Raw genomic sequence first — 19545 nt, forward strand, 5'->3', positions numbered from 1 at the left:
TTAGCCATTAAAAATCCCCTCCAAGTAGTAGTGTATCATTCCCGCCAAATTAGCGGGCTTTTTTACACTGTCTACTTAAAGGGGATAATATCATCCCTCTGGTCTTTTTTGTAAGAGGATTTTGCCATCCTCATCTATACCTGCCACGACAGCGCCTACTAAAATAAGCGGCCGGGTTCCGATTAATTCCCGCAACTCTTCAATATAGCCCATTTAATGCCTCCCAAAAAATCGCATCAGATGCTTGTCACTGGTAAAATTCCGGCTTTCTGTGTTTTACGCTGGGCAGCTTTTCTCTGACTCGTTCGATCCGCTCTAAATCCAAATCGGCGAGAATAAGGGTTTCTTCTTCTCCTCCGCTTGCAATAACAACCCCCATCGGGTCAACGACCAAACTCCGGCCGGAAAACTCAGGACCAACTAGGTCTGCTCCAAGGACGAACATCGTGTTTTCAATCGCTCTTGCGCGAATAAGCGTCTGCCAGTGATCCTCTTTCATCGGACCCGACATCCATCCTGCCGGAACAAGCAGGACATCCGCCTCCTGAAGCGCAAACTGTCTTGCGATTTCTGGAAACCTCAACTCGTAGCAGACCATTAAACCAATTTTTCCAAACTCTGTTTCTACTACTTTATATTTGTTTTCACCAGGGATAATGGTATCAGACTCTTTAAAGCTAAATGCATCATATAAATGTGTCTTTCGATAGGAATGTAAGAGTTTGCCCGAACGATCAATAAATACAGTTGTATTATAAGCTCGCCAGTCATCACCCGCTTTCGATTCATACATTCCACAAACAACATAGATTTCGTTTGTTCGTGCGGCATCTTTAAGAGCAGAAACAAATGGGCCATCCAATGGTTCAGCTGCTTCCGCTGGCAGCACGCCAGTCTTCGGAGTTGCCAGTACCATATAAAATTCCGGTAAAACCACAAAATCTGCGCCCATTCCTTTTGCCTTCGCAATGTATTGGATCGCTTTCTCTAAATTAGAGGCTTTATCAACGCTGGTAGATAATTGTGCAATAGCTACTTTCATGGCAGGTTCCTCCTAAATTTCACATTTTCATTTATTTTAATATATTTTGGCATGGTCTGACGAACTTTTTATTATTAAATACCCTGTCACATCTATTCCCCCTTAGTCGTCTCGAACGAAGATTACCAACTATATAAACCATTGCTCTTTTCATTAGGGTATCGGATGTTAGGTTCAGTAGCGGAAGCAGAAGATATTGTCCATGATACTTATCTAAAAGCTTATCAAATCAGTGAGGAGAACATAACGAATAAGAAAGCGTATCTCTGCAAAATGCTGACGAACCGTTGTCTTGATGTATTAAAGTCTGCAAGATCCAGACGAGAACAGTATGTGGGACCTTGTAACCCAGAGCCATTATTACTAGAGAAATTACATGCCTTTGATCCATCTGAAATGATTATCCAAAAGAAGGATTGAGTATTGCCTATTTACGAATGATGGAGCATTTGGCACCTGATGAACGAGCAGTTCTCCCTTTAAGAGAGGCATTTGATTTCTCATACTCAGAGATTGCTAACATCATTGAAAAGAAAGAAGAAAACTGCAGGAAAATTTTTAGCAGGGCTAAACAAAAGGTCTTACTTGTGGAAGGTGAAAGCATAAGCTATGAAAGGAATAAGTTAATCATTAATCGCTTTTTAGCAGCGTTTCAAATGCAAAATACAGCCGTCTTATTAGAACTACTTTCGGATAATGTCACCCTATATTCAGACGGCGGAGGAAAAGTCACGGCTGCGGTACGTCCAATAGTATCTGTATCCAACGTTCTAGCCTTATTATATGGGGTTATAAAAAAGGCCCCTGAAGACACTTATTTTGAAGTTAAAAATATCAATCGACAACCAGCAATCGTGATATACATGAATAATAAGATTCAAAGTATCCTTAGCTTTTATATTTCTAATGAAACAATAAATGAAATCTAATCACAATGAATCCTGAGAAATTACCTTTTCATTAAGAATTATTCAATACAAAACCTCCATAAATTAAATTAATAGCTTATTAACAATTCTTTACATTCCCTTAATTAACATAGTGAAGGTAGTTACCTATAATCATAGTTAAGGGAAAGAAAAAAGAATCCATTTATGAGGAGGAATAAAACATGTTTCAAAATATTGGGGTTCCGGGCCTGATCCTTATTCTTGTAATCGCCTTAATCATTTTCGGCCCTTCAAAACTGCCGGAATTAGGAAAAGCAGTAGGCTCAACATTAAAGGAATTCAAAAAATCTACAAGAGATTTAGTTTCTGACGAAGAGCCGACAAAAACACAGCCCGAAAAAGAGGAAAAAGCCATTTAATTCATATTATTTTTTAAGAGGATGTAAGAGGCTTGCATCTTCTTTTTTATAAGGAGGCCCAATGAAAACCCACGATATGGACCTTATTGGTCATTTTGAAGAACTTCGCAAACGTCTCATTTTCGTATTAGGAACCTTTATCCTGCTCTTCATCGCTTCCTTTATCTATGCACAAGACCTTTATCACTGGCTAGTGAAGGACCTGGAAGTAAAACTTGCCATTTTAGGACCGAGCGATATTTTATGGGTCTATATGATCCTTTCAAGTATCGCGGCTATTGCTGGAACGATTCCAATGGCCGCCTATCAAACTTGGCTATTTGTCCGGCCGGCATTGAAAGAAAAGGAACGTAAAATAACGCTGGCTTATATTCCAGCCCTATTCCTTCTATTTTTTACGGGAGTTTGCTTCGGATATTTTGTCATTTTTCCAATGGTTTTTCAATTCCTCCTTTCCATGTCAGAGGACATGTTTATGACCTTTTTTACCACGGAAAAGTACTTTAAATTTTTAATTAATATGACACTGCCATTTGGTTTTTTATTTGAACTTCCGGTGATTATCATGTTCCTGACAAGCGTCGGAGTTTTGAACCCTTATCGATTGCAAAAGATTCGAAAATACGCCTACTTTATACTAATTTTAATCGCAATCTTTATCACTCCTCCGGATTTTCTGTCTGACATTTTGGTAGTCATTCCGCTGATCTTCCTGTATGAGTGCAGCGTTCTATTATCCAGAGTGGTTTATCGGCGAAAGCAAGAAACGAGTCTGGCTGTATAAATGAAGAAAGAAGTCTTAGCTCCTTTGCTAAGACTTCTTTTTCTTAGAAAAAAATTATAATCGATTATAAAACATAAGAGAAAAAGAAAAGATGTAAACCCGATAAGGTACGGGTTACATCTTTTAATAGATTCATATAATGATTAAATCTTAAGTCCGTGGCGCTCAAATGCAGCCGCTTCAAGAATGGACATTCCGTTACGCTCAGCAAAAGCAGCCACCTTGTCTGAAACTTGTGGTGCAAATTGCTTTGACGGAACAGCGTAGGACATTTCCCTAGCACGTGCAGCGTTATGGCGTTGGAATGGACCCCAGATGGCAAAAGTTTTGCCCGGGCTTTGAATATTAACAAAAAGTGTGTTTCCGTCAGGCGAGAAGGTAGGCCCTGCCATTTCAGATCCATTTAGACGATTGTGGGCAAAAGGATAGATTTTGCCTTCGGGGGTAATCCCCATAAGTCGATCGTCTCCTGCTCCATCTTCTACGAACCAAAGATCGCCCCAAGGAGTCATGGCAATATTATCCGGCGACTCCATGTCTTTTGCATCTGTTGCCTCATAGAAAAGCTCCAAGGTATTGGTAGCAGGAATGTAGCGGTAAATGCGTCCAAGATTTTTTGCCCCAGCAGAACTGTCATCAAACCAGAACACACCCGCTTGGAAGAACGCCCCTTCCAGCTTTTTAAACTTTATGCAGTTTTGTGCAGCAGCATCCTCGCGGCATAAATGAGGGTTTAGTTCCTTCCAAACAATCTTAAATGTTTGTCCAGTTTTAAATGTGCTTGCTGATGGGTCCGTTACTTCTTCAATCGCAGCCGCATAAAGCTTGCCGCCTTTTTGCAGGGCACCTGGCTTTTGGCTGGTGTCATTCGGGATAAAACGGTAGAAATAACTTGGAGATGCATCCTCAGTCAGGTATAAATATCCTGTCGCCGGGTCGATGGCACATGCTTCGTGTGAAAAGCGTCCCATATCCTTGATAGGGGTTCTGGACAATTCGTTCTCCGGCTGTGTCGGATCCACTTCGAATACATAACCGTGTGTTTCGGAACGTGTTTCTTCACAAGTCAGCCAGGTCCCCCATGGTGTAGCCCCGCCCGCACAATTTCGGATTGTACCTGAAGAGGTTACATATTCCATGATAACTTCACGATTTGGAGCTACAACCAAAGCCGTTGTACCCCCGGCAGCCGCCGCATCAAAAGGCTTGGTTCCGACTACCGGATTTGCGGCACCTGGACTCAATTCATGATTCCGAACAAGAATCGTCGTATTATTAGGACCTTCAAAAGCAGCCATTCCATCAAAGGCACCTGGAATTTTTCCGCCGTTTGTCAGTTGACCGCCCTCTTCGGAGATAATTTTATAATGGAACCCTTTTGGAAGATCGAGAATTCCATTTGGATCAGGAACTAGTGGACCATATCCGCCAAAGCCGCTGGTTGGATTACTAGCAGTATCCGCAAATGCTTTTGAACCGAGTGTTAAGACCCCAGTTGTTCCAAGAGTAAGTGCAAGTGTGCTCATACCTCCCGCTTTTAAAAAATCGCGTCGATTTATACCGTTTTGATTTTCCATAAAGTAAAATTCCTCCCATTTATTTTTTTCTATCTATTGATAGTTTAATTGGCAAACATTAAGTATTAATGGAGCTATTGTATGGATTGGGTAAAAGAAATGTAAAAATAATTTGAATAAACTAAAAAAAGAGTGGAATATAGGAATTTGCTCTTCAGCATTTCCTATATTCCACTCTTACTTATCGATCAATTTATTTCTTCAGATTGATAAAATCATTAATCAAGGTCTAATGTTCATCTTAAAATATTCCTCACAGTTGAACTGTATGATTTTACTTACTTCCAAGTTCACCAACAATTTTTGTTCCATGAACCTCTCTTACGTTTACTTTACTGATAATAGCCTCCAGGTTTCTATCAGTAATTCCTCCTCCGGGAAGGATGATTATTCGACCGCCTGCAAAATTGACATATTCTTTCAATCGGGTAAGGTTGTTTTCAATTGCTGTATCGCTTGGCCCTCCATGGGTTAATATCCGCTGAACACCATGGCCTGCCAACCAATTAATAGCATCCAACTGGTATTTCGGCTTAATCTGATCAAACGCCATATGAAAGGTGATATCCAGACCACTAGCGGCTTGCAGCAATGTATGCATATTCCTCTCATCAATCCAGCCTGATTCTTCTAAGCAGCCCATCACCACTCCGTCTGTTCCCAGGTGTTTTAAATGAACAATATCTTCGTGCATAATGTCTATTTCCATCTTGTTATAAACGAAGTTTCCACCCCTTGGCCTGATAATGGACATAACCTTAATATTTTTACTGTGACAATATTTAATTGTTCTTGCAGCTACACCATGACTGACGGTTGTTCCGCCGACCGCTAAGTTATCACAAAGCTCTATCCGGCTAGCACCTCGCTCGATTGCCTCAGGTACAAGAGTGAAATTTTCTACACAGACTTCTTTAATCATAAAGCACGTTTTTCTGTCATTTCTTGTGATTTGATAAGTGAAAACGTCTCTTTAACCGCTCCTGCCTCAACCCCTGCATCATTCCTTACAATCGACGGCTTTAACTCTCTTATTCTGGCGATTGTTTCTTTGTTGTCGTAGTTAATTTGCTCAAGGATAGATGCAACAATATTTGGCCAAACCTCTTCAGAGCCATTTAATACTTTTAAGGCAAAGCCTAGTCTTTCCTTTTTCAATCCAAAGCAATAAACACCTTGTGCTCCGCCCTTTGCGACGACATTTGGATCTTGCAGCAAAACGGAGCAAATAAATTTTTCCGAAGCCACCATCATTGGATGTTCATTCATCACGCTGATCATTTCCTTCACCGCTTTTTGCAATAATGGATCTTTAATAGTGTCAGGACATGCCAATTTTAAATAGGTAATCGCCATATTTTTCAGCGGAATCGCGAACACCGGTACACCGCAGCCATCTGTACCGATCTTAATTTCTGAAACGGGTACTTCCGATAAAGTGGAGAGGATGATCAAAATTTGCTGCTGAAGTGGATGATCTGCTTCCCAGTATCCTTCAACTGGATAGCCCAATTCGCGGCAAACCGTGACAAATCCCATATGCTTGCCTGAGCAGTTGTGAAAAAGCCGTCTTTTTTCTTTATGGTTCCACAACATTTCCTCACGCGGCTTGACGTTTAATGGATAGGAGGGCGGACAGAATAATTCTTCTTCTCTAACAGGCAGCTTGCTCAACATGGATTCAAGAGCTTTAACATGGTAGGTTTCCCCTCTGTGAGAAGCAGTAAACAGGGCTGCTTCTTCTCTTGTAAGACCATATTTCGCTACGATATTAGATAAAAATACAGGGAGCGCTTGGATGGGCTTTGCGGCAGACCGATAATAGGTATAATGATCCTGATTCCCGGCATGATACACCGTTTCCAATTGATCGTTAACACCACCTATCATGCCTAAATGTACATTTTCCAACAATCCTGCTCTTGTTTCTTCCACTAATGTTACATAATTCATACAATACTCCTCTCCTTAGAAAAAATATCACTGTAATTCCAACAAGGAATTTTGAGCTTGAATAGCTGCACCAAGTACGACTCCTTGATCTCCTAACTGTGAGTAGACAATTTTTACACGTTCTTTTAACGGCTCCCAAACATACAGCTCACATTTTTGCTTAATAGAACCTTTTATTTCAGGAAGTTTTTCAATGGTATTCCCGCTTAGAATAATCATTTCCGGGTTATACAGACAAAGGATATTGCTTAAAGCGAGGGCGATGTAGGTGGCGGTTCGGTCCATAATATTAATGGCCCAAGATTCCCGCTTTCGATAGGCATCGAAAACCTCATCGATGGTCTGAATGTCCTTTACCTTCCTGCTGTCGGCAATAATTGATCCTTCAGAAATATAAGTAGCAAGGCAGCCGATTTTTCCGCAATTGCATACATTCCCCGTCGGGTCAATGACGGTATGGCCAATCTCCCCTGCATCGTTGGAATCACCGCGGTATATTTCTCCTTTAAGAATGATCGCAGCACCAATTCCGGATCCAATACCCATGAGAACAGCATTTTGCGAATCCCTTGCCCTTCCCTTGAAATTTTCTGCGATGATTTTCATTTTTAGTTCATTATCAATGATGACCCCAAAGCCAGTGAGTTGTTGAAGATCCTTAGCCAGGTTTTCATTCTTCCATTTCAGCTGTTCCGATATCTTTACCACGCCATTCATATAATCGATGGAACCAGGAAGACCTACTCCAATTCCAAGGATCTTTTCGACAGGTACTTGATTTTTATTAATTAATTCCCTTATATTCTTCCTTACTTTTTTAAGCGTTTCTTCATAACCCTCCCTCTCATCTCTGGGAGTAGTCTGCCATGCAACAATTTCTCCGACATAATTAACGATACCAATGTTGATGATTAATTTATCGATTTCTACTCCAACGGAATAAAGAACATCACCGCAAACATCCAATAAAGCTGCCTTTCTTCCTACGCCGGATGTGACTAATTCGGTTTCTCTCACAAATCCCTGTAAATGTAGTTCATTGACAATTCGCGTAATAGATGTTGGGCTCATTCCTGTTACTTTCGCAATTTCCATTCTGGAAATGGGCGATTGGTTTTTGATAATTTCAAGGACTAGATTTTTATTTTGTTTTTTCATTAAAAGTTGATCTTGCTTCTCCATTATTTACATTCCTTTTTAAAATAATTTTTTAAAGAATGGTTAAAAAATCATGTCAGCTCTCACTTTTGAAAGAACTAACATCATTTTTTAATAGGAAGGGAATCTTAAAGTAGATTCCCCTCAAATGAAGTTTGTCCTTTAGTAAAATGTTCTAATAAATTGGATTGCCGCAGAAATATCTTTAACCGGATTCGTGTCAACCTCACGTTCGATCGTTAAATACCCCTCATACTGAATTTGTTTTAATGCCTCAAAGTAATTTGGAAAGTCTACAGCTCCCTTTCCAAGGGGCAATTCCCTGAAATACTTCCCGGAAGCCACCATTTGAGCTATTTTTTCATGATCCGTACCGCCGCCATAGCCAAGTGCTCCATAAACATCACGAGGGTCTACCAGTTTCAGCTGAACCCCATCTTTCACATGCGTATGGACGATATAATCTTTGAGCAGCTTCACTCCAGCCACAGGGTCATCTCCGGTTACCATCACCATATTGGCCGGATCAAAATTAATGGAAACGCCATTAGTACTTAAACTATCCAAAAAGGATTTTAATCGTGAGGCTGTTTCAGGACCTGTTTCAATCGCAAAGTACGCATTCATACTTTTAGCATAAATCCCCAATTCCTCACAGGCCGATTGCATCGCATCATATATATAACTATCCTTTTCCTCCGGTACAATGCCGATATGAGTAGTGACAATATTTGTCCCCAGTTCAACTGCCAGATCCAAAATTCGTTTTGATTTTTCAATTTTCTCCTTGTTTTGCCGGGCATCCTGAAACCCATGACCGCCTAAATCCCCGCAAAGCGCCGAGATTTCTAATCCTAATGATTCAATATAGGCTTTTAACTCTTTACGGGAAGCCGGGCTTAAGTTTTCTGGCGCCATTTCCCCGCTGACCGCATAAATTTGGACACCGTCAGCTCCCATTTCTTTTGCAGCTTTTAACCCTTCCCTTAGAGGTAAGCAAAGACTATCGACTATCACTCCAATTTTATTGGTCACCTTTAACATAGGTTAAAAAACCACCTCGCACTTCTTTTCAGCAGCCTCGTAGATTCCGGCCAACATTTTCATGATTTCAACCCCATCTTCAACAGGGGCGATTGGTTTAGTACCTGATAAGCAAGAAGATATAAATGAATCGATTTCATTTTGAAAGGCATTGGTAAAATCAAAAGTCAAATGGTCAATCTGGGGGTGAATATTGATAATCGTATCATTTTCTTCACTAATCAAGACTAATTCCGGCTCAAGCTCCGCCCCGCCCTTTGTTCCAAACAATTTCACCTGTATTTCATCTTTCTTTGTGTGTAAAGTGAATGAAACATCTACCAGTAAAGAAGCACCATTCTCAAATGTAATGAGGGCATTGGCTAAATCTTCGACTGTATTTCTCCCTTTATCAAAATCGGCCGCTTTATAAAAACGTAGATTCTCTACGTTCCCCCGGTTTCCAAGTTGATGATAGGTGTTCCCGGTGATGGATTTTACTTTTGGACGCCCCATTAAATACCAGCATATATCAATGATATGAACCCCAAGATCGATTAATGGTCCGCCGCCAGAGCATTCTTTATCCGCAAACCATCCGCCTGGATTCCCTAAACGGCGTAAGCATGAGGCCTTTGCGTAATAGATCTCTCCTAATTTCCCATGATCAATAAACGATTTTAATACCTTCGTATTCGTGGCAAATCGTCTAACAAAGCCAACCTGTAATAGCTTGTTATATTTATGTACCGCTTCCTCTATCTTTAACGCTTCTTCTACCGACATAGAAAGAGGTTTTTCTACTAAAACGTGCTTTCCTCCTTTCAAGGCACTTATGGAGATCTCAGCATGGGTATTATTCCAAGTACAAATGCTGACAGCATCTATATAAGGGTCATTATAAACCTCCTCTAATGAGGAATACACCTTTTCTATTCCATATTTCTTTGCCTTTTCTTCCGCTCTTTCTCTTGAATAATCATAAATACCATGTAAAATGGCATTTGGATTGTTCTGATAGGATTGAAAATGCATATCAGAAATCGAACCAGCACCAATTACACAAACTCGTAAACTCTCCAAATTGATTCTCCTTTCTGCAAGCGTGTTATCGTTACTGAACTTCATCCCAAAATCTCTTTACATTATCCATTCCAATCTTGGATCCCACTTTGCAATCTTCCATACCTTCAAATTCCACGGTTAAATACCCATCGTATCCTGAGTTTTTGACTAATCTTAAAATCTCGCGAATGTTTAAATCTCCATGACCAACAATGGCCCCGCGCAAATAGTTTTCGTTGACCGTCCTGAACCAATCCCCGCCGCCCGGGTTATCATAATAAGGACGAATATAGAAATCTTTTAGATGAACAGTTGCTGCATATTTTAGATTTTTCTTTACCCCTACTAGCGGATCTTCATCAATACAAAGGAAATTCCCAACATCAAGGGAGGTTTTAAAATTGTCACGGTTCACCACATGGATGACTCGCTGGACACGGTCACTCGACTGAACATTAAACCCATGATTTTCAATTGTGGTGGTTATGTCGTATTGTGCAGCATAATCGGCAATCAGCTGACTGCCTTTAACAAATTTTGAAAAATGCTCCTCAAAATAATGGATAGTCATTTCTTCCGGCTTTAAAGTAAAGGCTGTTACATCATGACGCAAAATCCTGATACCTAAGCGATTCGCGATATCAACATGTTTTTTAATCCGTTCTACTTCTTCAAGGAATGCTTCCTCTGTCTCTTGGACAAAGTTTGCCGGCATTGAATAGGCAGATAACTCAATCCCAACCGATTCTGCTTTTTCCCTAATTTGATCAGCTAATTCCACATTATCAACAACGGAAAAACCGTATGGTACAATTTCCATATGCTCCCCGCCATGATCAGCGATCCACTGGATAACATCCAACACTGTCATCGTTTCTGCTCGTAATTCTCTCACTAAACTATACGTACTTAAACCGACTTTCATAAATAAATCCCTCCTGTTTAATGGTTAAAAAACTACTATTCTACTAAATGACAGGAAACAAAATGACCTGCCGTTTCCCCCGGTTTGACGGGAGGCTCTGTTCCTTTACAAATGTCCATGGCAACAGGACAGCGCGTATGGAAGCGACATCCAGCCGGCGGATTCACCGGACTTGGTAAATCCCCTTGCAAAATTATTCGTTCTCTTCTTAACTTTGGGTCTGGAATGGGAATCGACGACAATAATGCTTTCGTATAAGGATGCTGCGGGTTAGAGAAGATCACTTCTTTTGGACCAGACTCTACAATCGTTCCCAAGTACATGACCCCAATATGGTCACTAATGTGCTCGACAACACTTAAATCATGGGAAATAAATAAATAGGTTAAATCAAATTCAGCCTGCAATTCTTTTAATAGATTTAAGATTTGAGCTTGGATAGAAACATCTAATGCAGACACCGGTTCATCCGCAATAATGAGCTTTGGTTTCATAATAAGGGCTCGTGCGATACCAATCCGCTGCCGCTGACCTCCGCTGAACTCATGGGCGTATCGATTCGCATGATAATCACTTAAACCGACGACTTCCAATATTTCGGATACCTGTTTATACCGTTCTGCTCGGGATAGATTCGTATGAATCGTAAGGGGTTCGGCTACAATATCACGCACTTTCATCCTAGGATTTAACGAGGCGTATGGATCCTGAAAAATCATTTGGACTTTTTTTCTCATTCCTTTTAATTGAGCTTCCTTCTTTTGCGAAATTTCTTCTCCATCAAGCCAAATTTCTCCATCACCTGGTTCAATCAGTCGGGAAATTAGCCTCCCTGTTGTGGATTTCCCGCAGCCGCTTTCCCCTACAAGGCTGAACGTCTTTCCTTCCGGAATCATAAAGGACACGTCATGAACAGCTTTTAACAATTTTTTTTTCTCAAACATGCCAGCAGGAATGGAAAATGATTTTTTTAATCCAGTTACTTTTAAAAGAGTTTTAGACACGAATGCCCCCCCTCTCCTCTTTATACAGCCAGCAGCTGCAAGAACGAGCATTTTCAAGGTTCAATTCAGGCGGTTCTTGTTCATAACAAATTGGCATGACATCATTACATCTCGGAGCAAACTTGCAGCCTTTTGGCAGCTCACTTGGATTCGGGACATTTCCTTTAATAGAGTCCAATTTCTCCTTTTTTTGACCCAGCTTTGGAACGGAGGCAATTAATCCTTTTGTATAAGGATGTTTTGGACTTTCAAATAAATCAAAGACATCTGCCTCCTCAACGACTCTTCCAGCGTACATAACAACTACTCTTTCACACATTTCTGCAACAACACCTAAGTCATGTGTAATCAAAAGAACAGACATTTTTTCTTTTTGCTGCAGCTGTTTCATTAAATCCAATATTTGTGCTTGAATGGTGACATCCAGAGCAGTACTCGGCTCATCTGCGATTAAAAGCTGAGGATTGCAGGAAATGGCCATGGCAATCATAATTCGTTGACGCATACCACCAGATAATTGATGAGGAAATTCATTCATGATTTCCTCCGCTCTTGGAATGCCTACCTTTTTTAAAATAGAGACTGCATGTTCCTTCGCTTTTTTCTCCTCTAATCCCAAATGAAGGCGAATGGGCTCCAACAGCTGCTCCCCAATTTTCATAACTGGATTTAATGAAGTCATCGGTTCCTGAAAGATCATTGCGATTTGTTTTCCGCGAATCTTCCTCATCTCTGTCTCCGATTTATTAATTAAATCCTCATCACCATTAAATAGGATCCTTCCGGAGTTTATTTCGCCGCTCGTCCCTTTAAATAGTTTCATAATCGATAGGGAAGTAATGCTTTTTCCACTTCCGGATTCACCGACTAGACCCAGAACCTCACCTTGATGAATGTGAAAGTTAACACCGTGTAAAATTTTTATTTTTTGTTTATCCTTCGTAAATTGCGTTTCGAGCTTTTCTACCTGCAGAAGCTTCTCCATCCTCTTCAAACTCCCTTATTCATTCTTCGTTTTGGGATCCAGTACATCCCGCAGCCCATCACCAACAATATTGAAGGCCAACACGGTTAAAAAGATGGCAATACCAGGCATCATGACGACATGTGTAGATGTGCCTAAATAATCCCGTCCGAGACTCAGCATTGCTCCCCAATCTGGTGTTTCCGGACTTGCGCCTAAACCAAGGAAGCTTAAACTAGAGGCAGCCAGTATCGCTGTTCCAATTCTCATTGATATAAAAACAATTAAACTGCCAAGTGTTTCAGGTAAAATATGTTGAAACATGATCCGAAAATGGGAGGCCCCCATCGATTTTGCCGCCTCAACAAAAACCGTTTCTTTTGCCTCAAGAGTGGAACTTCTTACCAGCCTTGCGAAGGATGGGATACTGAAAATAGATACTGCTATCACCACATTCGTCAAACCCGGCCCCAAAATGGCAACAATGGCAATTGCCAATAAAATATCCGGAAACGCAAACATAACGTCACTTGATCTCATGATGAGCCGGTCTAACCAGCCGCCGAAATAACCGCTAAGAAGCCCTAAAATCGTTCCGCCAATCGCTCCCAAAAATACAGAGAGAAAGCTTACAGTTAATGAAATTCTGGCACCGAATAATAAGCGGCTAAAAATATCACGCCCATATTCATCTGTACCAGCTATGTGGTCTATACCGGGACCTTGTAACATGGCATTATAATCAGGTTTATAGGGATCATAGGGAGCTATAAAAGGGCCGATTATCGCAACTGTAATTAATAATAGAATAAAAAGGCTTGCCCATAACGCATTCTTTTGCTTTTTCCAATTCTTCAATAATTCTCTTAACGGGGAATACTTCTTTTCTTTTTTAATGGTGGTACTTGAATTTACTGCTTTGGATAACTCCATGATTAACCTCCTTTCTTTAAGCTGTATACCGGATTTTTGGATTAAGATAACTATATAAAATATCTACGACTAAATTGACCATAATAAATTCAATGGAGAAAAGTAATAATTCAGCTTGTATAACCGGGTAATCCCGAAATGAAATGGAATCAATCAACAAACGGCCCATTCCCGGAAAACTAAAAACCGTTTCCACCACAACTGATCCACCTAATAGAAATCCAAACTGCAGACCTGCAATAGTAACAACTGGAATTAGGGAGTTTCTTAGAGCATGTTTTGGAATAACAATGGACTCTTTTAGTCCTTTTGCACGTCCCGTTCGAATAAAGTCAGCTTTAAGTGTTTCTAGAAGAGATGACCTCGTAAAGCGGGCAAGCATGGACATAATTCCTGCTCCCAAGGTTAAGGATGGTAATACATAACTTTTCCATCCATCCGCTCCGCCGGTTGGAAACCATCCCAGCTGTACCGAGAAAATTTGAATGAGGATTAGTCCTAACCAAAAACCAGGTAACGAAATTCCGGAAACAGCTGAAACCATTCCGAGATAATCCGGCCATTTATTTTTAAATACAGCCGATAAAGTACCAATTAGTAAGCCAATGACTAATGCCCACACCATACTGAATAGGGTTAAATAGATGGAGGGCATAAAGCGGTCAACAAACATATCCATGATAGGCAGCCCTGTTTTTAACGAGGTCCCTAAATCTCCTTGGAATAAATTACCCATATAGGTAACATATTGTTCCCAAATAGGTTTATCGAGCCCAAGCTCTTCCCTAATCGTAGCAACCTCTTCGAAGGTAGCATCCTTGCCTGCAACTAAGCGAGCAGGGTCTCCCGGAATTAAGTGGGTAAAAAAGAAGATTAAGATTGAAACAATGAAAAGAATAGGAATCATTTCAAAGATTCGTTTGATAATATATTGGAGCACTGTCAATAACCCCTTTCTAAAAAAACCTTTGGCTCTATAAGACTTTAGCATTAATTTCCATAGCTCTCTTAACGATAGTTTTGCTAATAGTACTTAAGCTAAGTTGAAATTTAAGAAGAAGGGAAGAACTTTAGGAATCTTCCCTCCGCTTCTTTTAAACAACACTTCATAGTTTCTACTTACTTTAGATTTGCGTTAGTAACGTCAATCCCACCGCCTGGTTCAATGACTACACCTTCTACATTTGTTCTTTTACCCGCTAGGATTTCATCCACACCTAGAAAAATCCACGGCGTATCTTTGTAAATAGTTGACTGAATGTTACTGTAAATTTCTGCTTGTTTAGCCGGATCTACGGTTTTGCCCACTTCCTCTATCCATTTATCTACTTGCTCATTTTTATAATAAGCTGTGTTTGCCCCATTTGGCGGGAAGGAGCCTCCATAGAATAATGGTCTTGTTGCATTGGTCGTATCAGATGGATAGGCAGACCAGCTTACATACCACATTTGCAATTTTGTATCCTCAGGTTTTTGAGCACCGTAAATCTCGTCTGATAATGTACCCTCTTCCATTGATTTGATTTCGACATCAATACCTATTGCTTTTAATTGTTGTTGGATGAACTGCATTCCTTTCATCGTATCAGAGTTGGTGTTGCCCCAGATTTCAGCTTTAAAGCCTTTTTCAAGTCCTGCTTCTTTTAACAATTGTTTTGCCTTTTCAATATTTTGCTCATACACTCCCTGCTTTACATAATGAAGCGTTTTGCTAGGAATAATCGAATCTAGCGGAAGGCCAAATCCAGCATTAACAACATTGATAAACGCATTTTTATCTACCGCATAGTTCATTGCCTGGCGGACTCGAGGATCATCAAATGGTTTTTTCATAGTATTAATCGATACATAACGAGCAATAGTAGATGGGATTTTTTCAATCTTTATATCCTTATTGCTTTCAAGTTCTTTAATATTTTGACTTGGCAGCGGATAGATGACATGCGCCTCACCTGTTTTTAACATCGCAGTACGCGATCCATTTTCTGGGACTGGTTTATAAGTGATTTTTTGGACGCGATCCTTTTTATCCCAATAATCAGCAAAACGCTCCACTGTTAAGTGGTCTCCCTGTACCCATTCGACAAATTTAAATGGACCTGTTCCAACAGGCTTTTTCGCAATATTGTTATTTCCTTCTTTTAGTAACTTAGGGCTAAGAATCTTAGCGGATACAAATCTTGTTAACATACTAGGATAAGGTTCTTTTAATGTAATCTTTAGTTCGTAATCATTTATAACATCAATTTGGGTAATTAAGCTAAAACCTCGGCTGTTTAAACGTAAGCTGTCATCCTTCATAATTCTTTCATAGTTGGCCTTTACTGCTTCTGCATTGAAGGCTTCCCCGTCATGGAACTTAACACCTTGGCGTAGTTTAAAGGTATATTCCAAGGCATTGTCACTAACACTATAATCTACCGCAAGTTTTTTAATAATTTTTCCATCTTGGTCAAACCCCAATAGTCCTTCAAGCATAGCTGATTGTACGGAGTTAGAATTGGTATCCCCTGTATTGTGCGGATCCATTGAAATAAAATTTTCATTTACAGCAATAACCATTTCCTTGCTCTCCGTTTTACTTCCTGCACTCTTTTCCCCTGAACTTTCTTTGCTGGAGCATCCAACAACTAATACTGCCGAGATGATAACTAATAGCAGTATTTTCCAATAACGTGCCTTTCTCAATTGATTTCCCCCTTTGATTATTTTTTACCTAGGATATTTTAGTCCTGTTGTCACTTTTTTTTCAGCAATACCCTTGAAGTATATGATTTTGATTACTTCTGGCTATTATTTAATTGGATATTAATAGAAAAAAGTAATCTTAAATCCGCGCTAATATTTTTCATCATATTAATAATGATTTAATAATTAATCTAAAAATCTATGTATTATGGTCATTTACCCATTTAATTTCTCCACTGGTGAAATTAAATGGGTAAAAAAAATGAATATTAACTTTTGGGAATACTGGTTTTTTCTAGATTTCAGATTTAAATCTAATTATAACTTCCTTATAATTCCTAATCAACATTTTTGTAAAATTTTAAATTTTTTAATTACTAACCTCCACTTTTCTTGGTTAATGTTAATTTTTCTCACATTTCCAATCTACCAGTTATATGAAAATGCTTAGTCTATTAACTCTAGTTCAATAACCGTATCCTTCTCATCCGGCAATTCAGCACCGGTTAACGTGATAAAGGCACCATTCTCAATATCAGAATACTGCTCCGCCATCCACGGAACCTCCACTTTTAGCTCACTTCCATCCGCTAACAGCCTTGCCTTTTTGATTCTGTCTTTTAACCCCGCAAAATAAATCGGACCAATGCCGCGGTCAAACACATGGGCATATAAAAACTTGCCCTTTTGGGTATACCGGCCCCATTCCGGCTTTGGCAGATCAGCAGCTGTACAGCCATAAATACTTTCCCCATTCTGCCCCATCCATTTACCGACTTCTTGTAAAATCACAAGCGACTGCGGAGGAATGATTCCCTTTACATTCGGACCAACATTTAACAGCAGGTTCCCGCCTTTACTTACACATTCTACTAATGTGCGAATCACTTGTTTCGGAGATTTATAGTTTAAATCCTTTGAATGATAACCCCAGTGATCATTTAAGGTAATACACGCTTCCCACGGAATCGGCTGATGATTTGCATTGACAATCCCTCCAGGCGGAATAATTTGTTCCGGAGAAAAGAAATCACCCGCATAAATTTCCGGTTCAGCTGACATGATATTGCCGCCCAAACGGTTATCGATAAGAATATCCGGCTGCATTGAGCGAATCATCTCCACGAGTTTGGAAGCTTCCCATTTTTCTCCGGTCATCTCATCATAAGAAAAGTCAAACCACAAAATATCAATCTTCCCGTAATTCGTCAGTAATTCTTTAACCTGCCCGTGGAAATATTCAATGTAGTTGGCAAAATTGGTTTCTTCGCCCTTATATTCTTCATTGTCCCGCATCGGATGATGGCGGTCCCCGTATTTCGGATAATCCGCATGATACCAATCAATAATCGAATAATAGAGCCCAACCTTTAATCCTTCGGCTCGAAATGCCTCGACATATTCCTTAATTAAGTCACGTCCTGCCGGGGTGTTTGTTGCTTTATATTCCGTCAATTGACTGTCAAATAGACAAAACCCATCGTGATGCTTGGCCGTTAACACTGCATATTTCTGCCCCGCTGCTTTTGCCGCTTTAGCCCATTCCCGAGGATTATAATGGGTTGGATTAAATTCCTCAAAAAATGGCTGATACTCTTCAATACTCAAACGTTCAATACTCCGGAGCCATTCTTGTCTTGCCGGAATCGAATAAAGCCCCCAGTGAATAAATAAGCCAAACCGGTCCTCCATGAACCACTTTACCCGTTCTTCTCTACTGTTCATTTTGTCCACCACCATATTTTTTTGATTTATTCATTCTACATACGATCAGCAAACTATTTAATAACACCTTTTTTTAAAATAATATTGGCATAAAGTGCCGTTTCACTCGTGGCAACTACCGCAAAAGCCTTTTTTGAACGTTCATAAAACTGAGACCGTTCGATATACTCAAATGGACAGGAATGTTCAAATTGACGGTCGACAATATCTTCATAATCTTTCCATATGACCGGCTGAATGGTATCGACAGGAACAACTGCCATACATGCAACTGGACATTCTACATACGTGTCTAAAGGGAAAAATTTAAGTATTGCCGTTAATAACTCAGGGATACCATTACCATCACACCTAATAAGGCGCTGGGCATGACTTACAGCCGGAAAGTTCCCGTCTGACAGGACAATTTCATCACCGTGTCCCATTTCCATTAACGTCTTCATTAACTCTGGTGAAATAATCGAAGGAATTCCTTTAAGCATTTTTACTCACACTCACTTGTTTACTTCTCTTCTACAAAATAGTTTGTAAGTGAACCTAATTTTTCTATTTCCACCGTAACCTCGTCCCCAGGTTGAATATATATTTGCTTCTCTTCCGGGTATCCTAAAACGACTCCTTCTGGTGTCCCCGTTAAAATAATATCTCCAGGTTCCAAAGTCATGTGCCGGGATATATAACTAACAATTTCACGGCAGTAAAAGATCATATCTGACGTGTTCGAATCCTGGCGCAGTTCTCCATTTACATAGGTTTTTAATGCTAGATTATTAGGATCTCCCACTTCATCGGAGGTAACGAGATAAGGACCGATCGGACTGAATTTGTCACAGTTTTTCCCCAGTAACCATTGGTGTGTTTTCATTTGTAAATCGCGTGCTGAAAGATCATTGACTGCACAGTAGCCAAAAACATAATCAAGAGCCTTATCCTCTGCTACATTTTTAGCTTTTTTACCCATCACAATGCCTAATTCAACCTCATAATCTAGTTTTTCGGTTACTTTTGGAACAGGAATTTCACTTTTATGTCCCGTTAATGTGTTATCAAACTTATTAAACAAGATTGGGACTTCTGGATACGGTGCATTTGTTTCATCTGCATGCCTGCGATAGTTCAATCCAACACAAATGATCTTGTGCGGCCTTGTGACACATGGCCCCCACGTTAGTTTTTCAGGATCAGCAAACACTGCTTTTTCTTCATCTAATGCACGGTTGATAAAATCCTGAAGCTTAGATAGTTCTTGTTCACTATTTGAAATAACAGACATCACATCTGCTTCGATATCAGCATTTGCTTTTTCGGCAGTAGCAGCGATATCCATGATGCCATTCTCCGTTTGAATACCTAGTTTTTGTATTCCATTCTCTTCTATTGTTAATAGTTTCATAT

Annotated in this window: 20 protein-coding genes and 1 pseudogene; 4 read left to right on the top strand and 17 right to left on the bottom strand. The window is 40.0% G+C overall.

Annotated elements, in window-relative coordinates; genetic code table 11:
- Positions 1–96: 96 nt before the first annotated feature.
- A pseudogene (locus tag PH210_RS28130) lies at positions 97–213 on the bottom strand (NUDIX hydrolase); the annotation flags it as partial.
- 34 nt (positions 214–247) lie between these two features.
- Positions 248–1042 carry a carbon-nitrogen hydrolase family protein gene (locus PH210_RS28135; protein WP_289989799.1) on the bottom strand — a complete coding sequence of 265 codons (795 nt, stop codon included), beginning with the start codon at positions 1040–1042 and terminating at the stop codon, positions 248–250.
- Between the two features lie 165 nt (positions 1043–1207).
- Here PH210_RS28135 and PH210_RS28140 point away from each other — a divergent pair, with 165 nt between their 5' ends.
- The 4 genes from PH210_RS28140 to tatC all read left to right on the top strand — a co-directional run bounded on the left by PH210_RS28140 (position 1208) and on the right by tatC (position 3135).
- Entirely contained in the window at positions 1208–1462 is a 255-nt protein-coding gene (locus tag PH210_RS28140; RefSeq protein ID WP_289989801.1) for a sigma factor, read from the top strand.
- A complete protein-coding gene (locus PH210_RS28145) occupies positions 1459–1971 on the top strand; it encodes a sigma factor-like helix-turn-helix DNA-binding protein (protein WP_289989803.1) in 513 nt (170 codons plus the stop codon). Before PH210_RS28140 ends, PH210_RS28145 begins: the two co-directional genes overlap by 4 nt.
- A 182-nt stretch (positions 1972–2153) precedes the next feature.
- Positions 2154–2351, top strand: coding sequence for a twin-arginine translocase TatA/TatE family subunit (locus PH210_RS28150; protein ID WP_289989806.1), 198 nt, complete (start codon positions 2154–2156; stop codon positions 2349–2351).
- A 61-nt stretch (positions 2352–2412) separates the two neighbouring features.
- Positions 2413–3135, top strand: coding sequence for a twin-arginine translocase subunit TatC (tatC, locus tag PH210_RS28155; protein ID WP_289989807.1), 723 nt, complete (start codon positions 2413–2415; stop codon positions 3133–3135).
- Positions 3136–3278: 143 nt separating this feature from the next.
- Here the strand turns inward: tatC and PH210_RS28160 are convergent, their stop codons facing one another.
- From PH210_RS28160 to PH210_RS28230, 15 genes are all read right to left on the bottom strand, one after another.
- Complete coding sequence (locus PH210_RS28160; protein WP_289989810.1) at positions 3279–4712, bottom strand: alkaline phosphatase PhoX; 1434 nt, start codon at positions 4710–4712, stop codon at positions 3279–3281.
- Positions 4713–4986: 274 nt separating this feature from the next.
- The gene (locus PH210_RS28165; RefSeq protein ID WP_289989812.1) at positions 4987–5634 is read right to left on the bottom strand and encodes a copper homeostasis protein CutC; all 648 of its coding nucleotides are present in this window, start codon (positions 5632–5634) and stop codon (positions 4987–4989) included.
- Positions 5631–6665, bottom strand: a complete 1035-nt coding sequence (locus PH210_RS28170; RefSeq protein WP_289989814.1) for an asparaginase — start codon at positions 6663–6665, stop codon at positions 5631–5633. The genes PH210_RS28165 and PH210_RS28170 overlap by 4 nt, the downstream gene beginning before the upstream one ends.
- A gap of 27 nt (positions 6666–6692) precedes the next feature.
- Positions 6693–7847 (bottom strand): ROK family transcriptional regulator, encoded by a 1155-nt coding sequence (locus PH210_RS28175; protein ID WP_289989816.1) that lies wholly within the window; start codon positions 7845–7847, stop codon positions 6693–6695.
- A gap of 138 nt (positions 7848–7985) precedes the next feature.
- Positions 7986–8867 carry a sugar phosphate isomerase/epimerase family protein gene (locus PH210_RS28180; RefSeq protein ID WP_289989819.1) on the bottom strand — a complete coding sequence of 294 codons (882 nt, stop codon included), beginning with the start codon at positions 8865–8867 and terminating at the stop codon, positions 7986–7988.
- A 3-nt stretch (positions 8868–8870) separates the two neighbouring features.
- A complete protein-coding gene (locus tag PH210_RS28185) occupies positions 8871–9929 on the bottom strand; it encodes a Gfo/Idh/MocA family protein (protein WP_289989820.1) in 1059 nt (352 codons plus the stop codon).
- A gap of 31 nt (positions 9930–9960) precedes the next feature.
- A complete protein-coding gene (locus PH210_RS28190; RefSeq protein WP_289989822.1) occupies positions 9961–10836 on the bottom strand; it encodes a sugar phosphate isomerase/epimerase family protein in 876 nt (291 codons plus the stop codon).
- A gap of 35 nt (positions 10837–10871) precedes the next feature.
- A complete protein-coding gene (locus tag PH210_RS28195) occupies positions 10872–11840 on the bottom strand; it encodes an ABC transporter ATP-binding protein (RefSeq protein ID WP_289989824.1) in 969 nt (322 codons plus the stop codon).
- Positions 11833–12825: an ABC transporter ATP-binding protein gene (locus PH210_RS28200; RefSeq protein ID WP_289989826.1), complete on the bottom strand. Its 993-nt coding sequence runs from the start codon at positions 12823–12825 to the stop codon at positions 11833–11835. The genes PH210_RS28195 and PH210_RS28200 overlap by 8 nt, the downstream gene beginning before the upstream one ends.
- A gap of 15 nt (positions 12826–12840) precedes the next feature.
- Entirely contained in the window at positions 12841–13737 is an 897-nt protein-coding gene (locus PH210_RS28205; RefSeq protein ID WP_289989827.1) for an ABC transporter permease, read from the bottom strand.
- Between the two features lie 16 nt (positions 13738–13753).
- A complete protein-coding gene (gene nikB / locus PH210_RS28210) occupies positions 13754–14677 on the bottom strand; it encodes a nickel ABC transporter permease (protein ID WP_289989830.1) in 924 nt (307 codons plus the stop codon).
- Positions 14678–14856: 179 nt separating this feature from the next.
- The gene (locus PH210_RS28215; protein WP_289989833.1) at positions 14857–16425 is read right to left on the bottom strand and encodes a glutathione ABC transporter substrate-binding protein; all 1569 of its coding nucleotides are present in this window, start codon (positions 16423–16425) and stop codon (positions 14857–14859) included.
- 447 nt (positions 16426–16872) lie between these two features.
- The gene (locus PH210_RS28220; protein ID WP_289989835.1) at positions 16873–18150 is read right to left on the bottom strand and encodes an alpha-L-fucosidase; all 1278 of its coding nucleotides are present in this window, start codon (positions 18148–18150) and stop codon (positions 16873–16875) included.
- Between the two features lie 53 nt (positions 18151–18203).
- Positions 18204–18632 carry an RbsD/FucU family protein gene (locus tag PH210_RS28225; protein ID WP_289989837.1) on the bottom strand — a complete coding sequence of 143 codons (429 nt, stop codon included), beginning with the start codon at positions 18630–18632 and terminating at the stop codon, positions 18204–18206.
- 20 nt (positions 18633–18652) lie between these two features.
- Positions 18653–19543, bottom strand: coding sequence for a fumarylacetoacetate hydrolase family protein (locus PH210_RS28230; protein WP_289989839.1), 891 nt, complete (start codon positions 19541–19543; stop codon positions 18653–18655).
- Positions 19544–19545: the final 2 nt, after the last annotated feature.

The organism is Paenibacillus sp. BSR1-1 (assembly GCF_030403775.1).
GTDB lineage: Bacteria > Bacillota > Bacilli > Bacillales > Cytobacillaceae > Neobacillus.

Bases quoted from the DNA above. Each gene is read 5' to 3' on its own strand.
- PH210_RS28205 (WP_289989827.1), bottom strand. From the start codon at position 13,737: ATGGAGTTATCCAAAGCAGTAAATTCAAGTACCACCATTAAAAAAGAA.
- PH210_RS28230 (WP_289989839.1), bottom strand. From the start codon at position 19,543: ATGAAACTATTAACAATAGAAGAGAATGGAATACAAAAACTAGGTATT.
- PH210_RS28200 (WP_289989826.1), bottom strand. From the start codon at position 12,825: ATGGAGAAGCTTCTGCAGGTAGAAAAGCTCGAAACGCAATTTACGAAG.
- PH210_RS28190 (WP_289989822.1), bottom strand. From the start codon at position 10,836: ATGAAAGTCGGTTTAAGTACGTATAGTTTAGTGAGAGAATTACGAGCA.
- PH210_RS28140 (WP_289989801.1), top strand. From the start codon at position 1,208: ATGTTAGGTTCAGTAGCGGAAGCAGAAGATATTGTCCATGATACTTAT.
- PH210_RS28165 (WP_289989812.1), bottom strand. From the start codon at position 5,634: ATGATTAAAGAAGTCTGTGTAGAAAATTTCACTCTTGTACCTGAGGCA.
- PH210_RS28160 (WP_289989810.1), bottom strand. From the start codon at position 4,712: ATGGAAAATCAAAACGGTATAAATCGACGCGATTTTTTAAAAGCGGGA.
- tatC (WP_289989807.1), top strand. From the start codon at position 2,413: ATGAAAACCCACGATATGGACCTTATTGGTCATTTTGAAGAACTTCGC.
- PH210_RS28225 (WP_289989837.1), bottom strand. From the start codon at position 18,632: ATGCTTAAAGGAATTCCTTCGATTATTTCACCAGAGTTAATGAAGACG.
- PH210_RS28170 (WP_289989814.1), bottom strand. From the start codon at position 6,665: ATGAATTATGTAACATTAGTGGAAGAAACAAGAGCAGGATTGTTGGAA.
- PH210_RS28220 (WP_289989835.1), bottom strand. From the start codon at position 18,150: ATGAACAGTAGAGAAGAACGGGTAAAGTGGTTCATGGAGGACCGGTTT.
- PH210_RS28135 (WP_289989799.1), bottom strand. From the start codon at position 1,042: ATGAAAGTAGCTATTGCACAATTATCTACCAGCGTTGATAAAGCCTCT.
- PH210_RS28175 (WP_289989816.1), bottom strand. From the start codon at position 7,847: ATGGAGAAGCAAGATCAACTTTTAATGAAAAAACAAAATAAAAATCTA.
- PH210_RS28150 (WP_289989806.1), top strand. From the start codon at position 2,154: ATGTTTCAAAATATTGGGGTTCCGGGCCTGATCCTTATTCTTGTAATC.
- PH210_RS28180 (WP_289989819.1), bottom strand. From the start codon at position 8,867: ATGTTAAAGGTGACCAATAAAATTGGAGTGATAGTCGATAGTCTTTGC.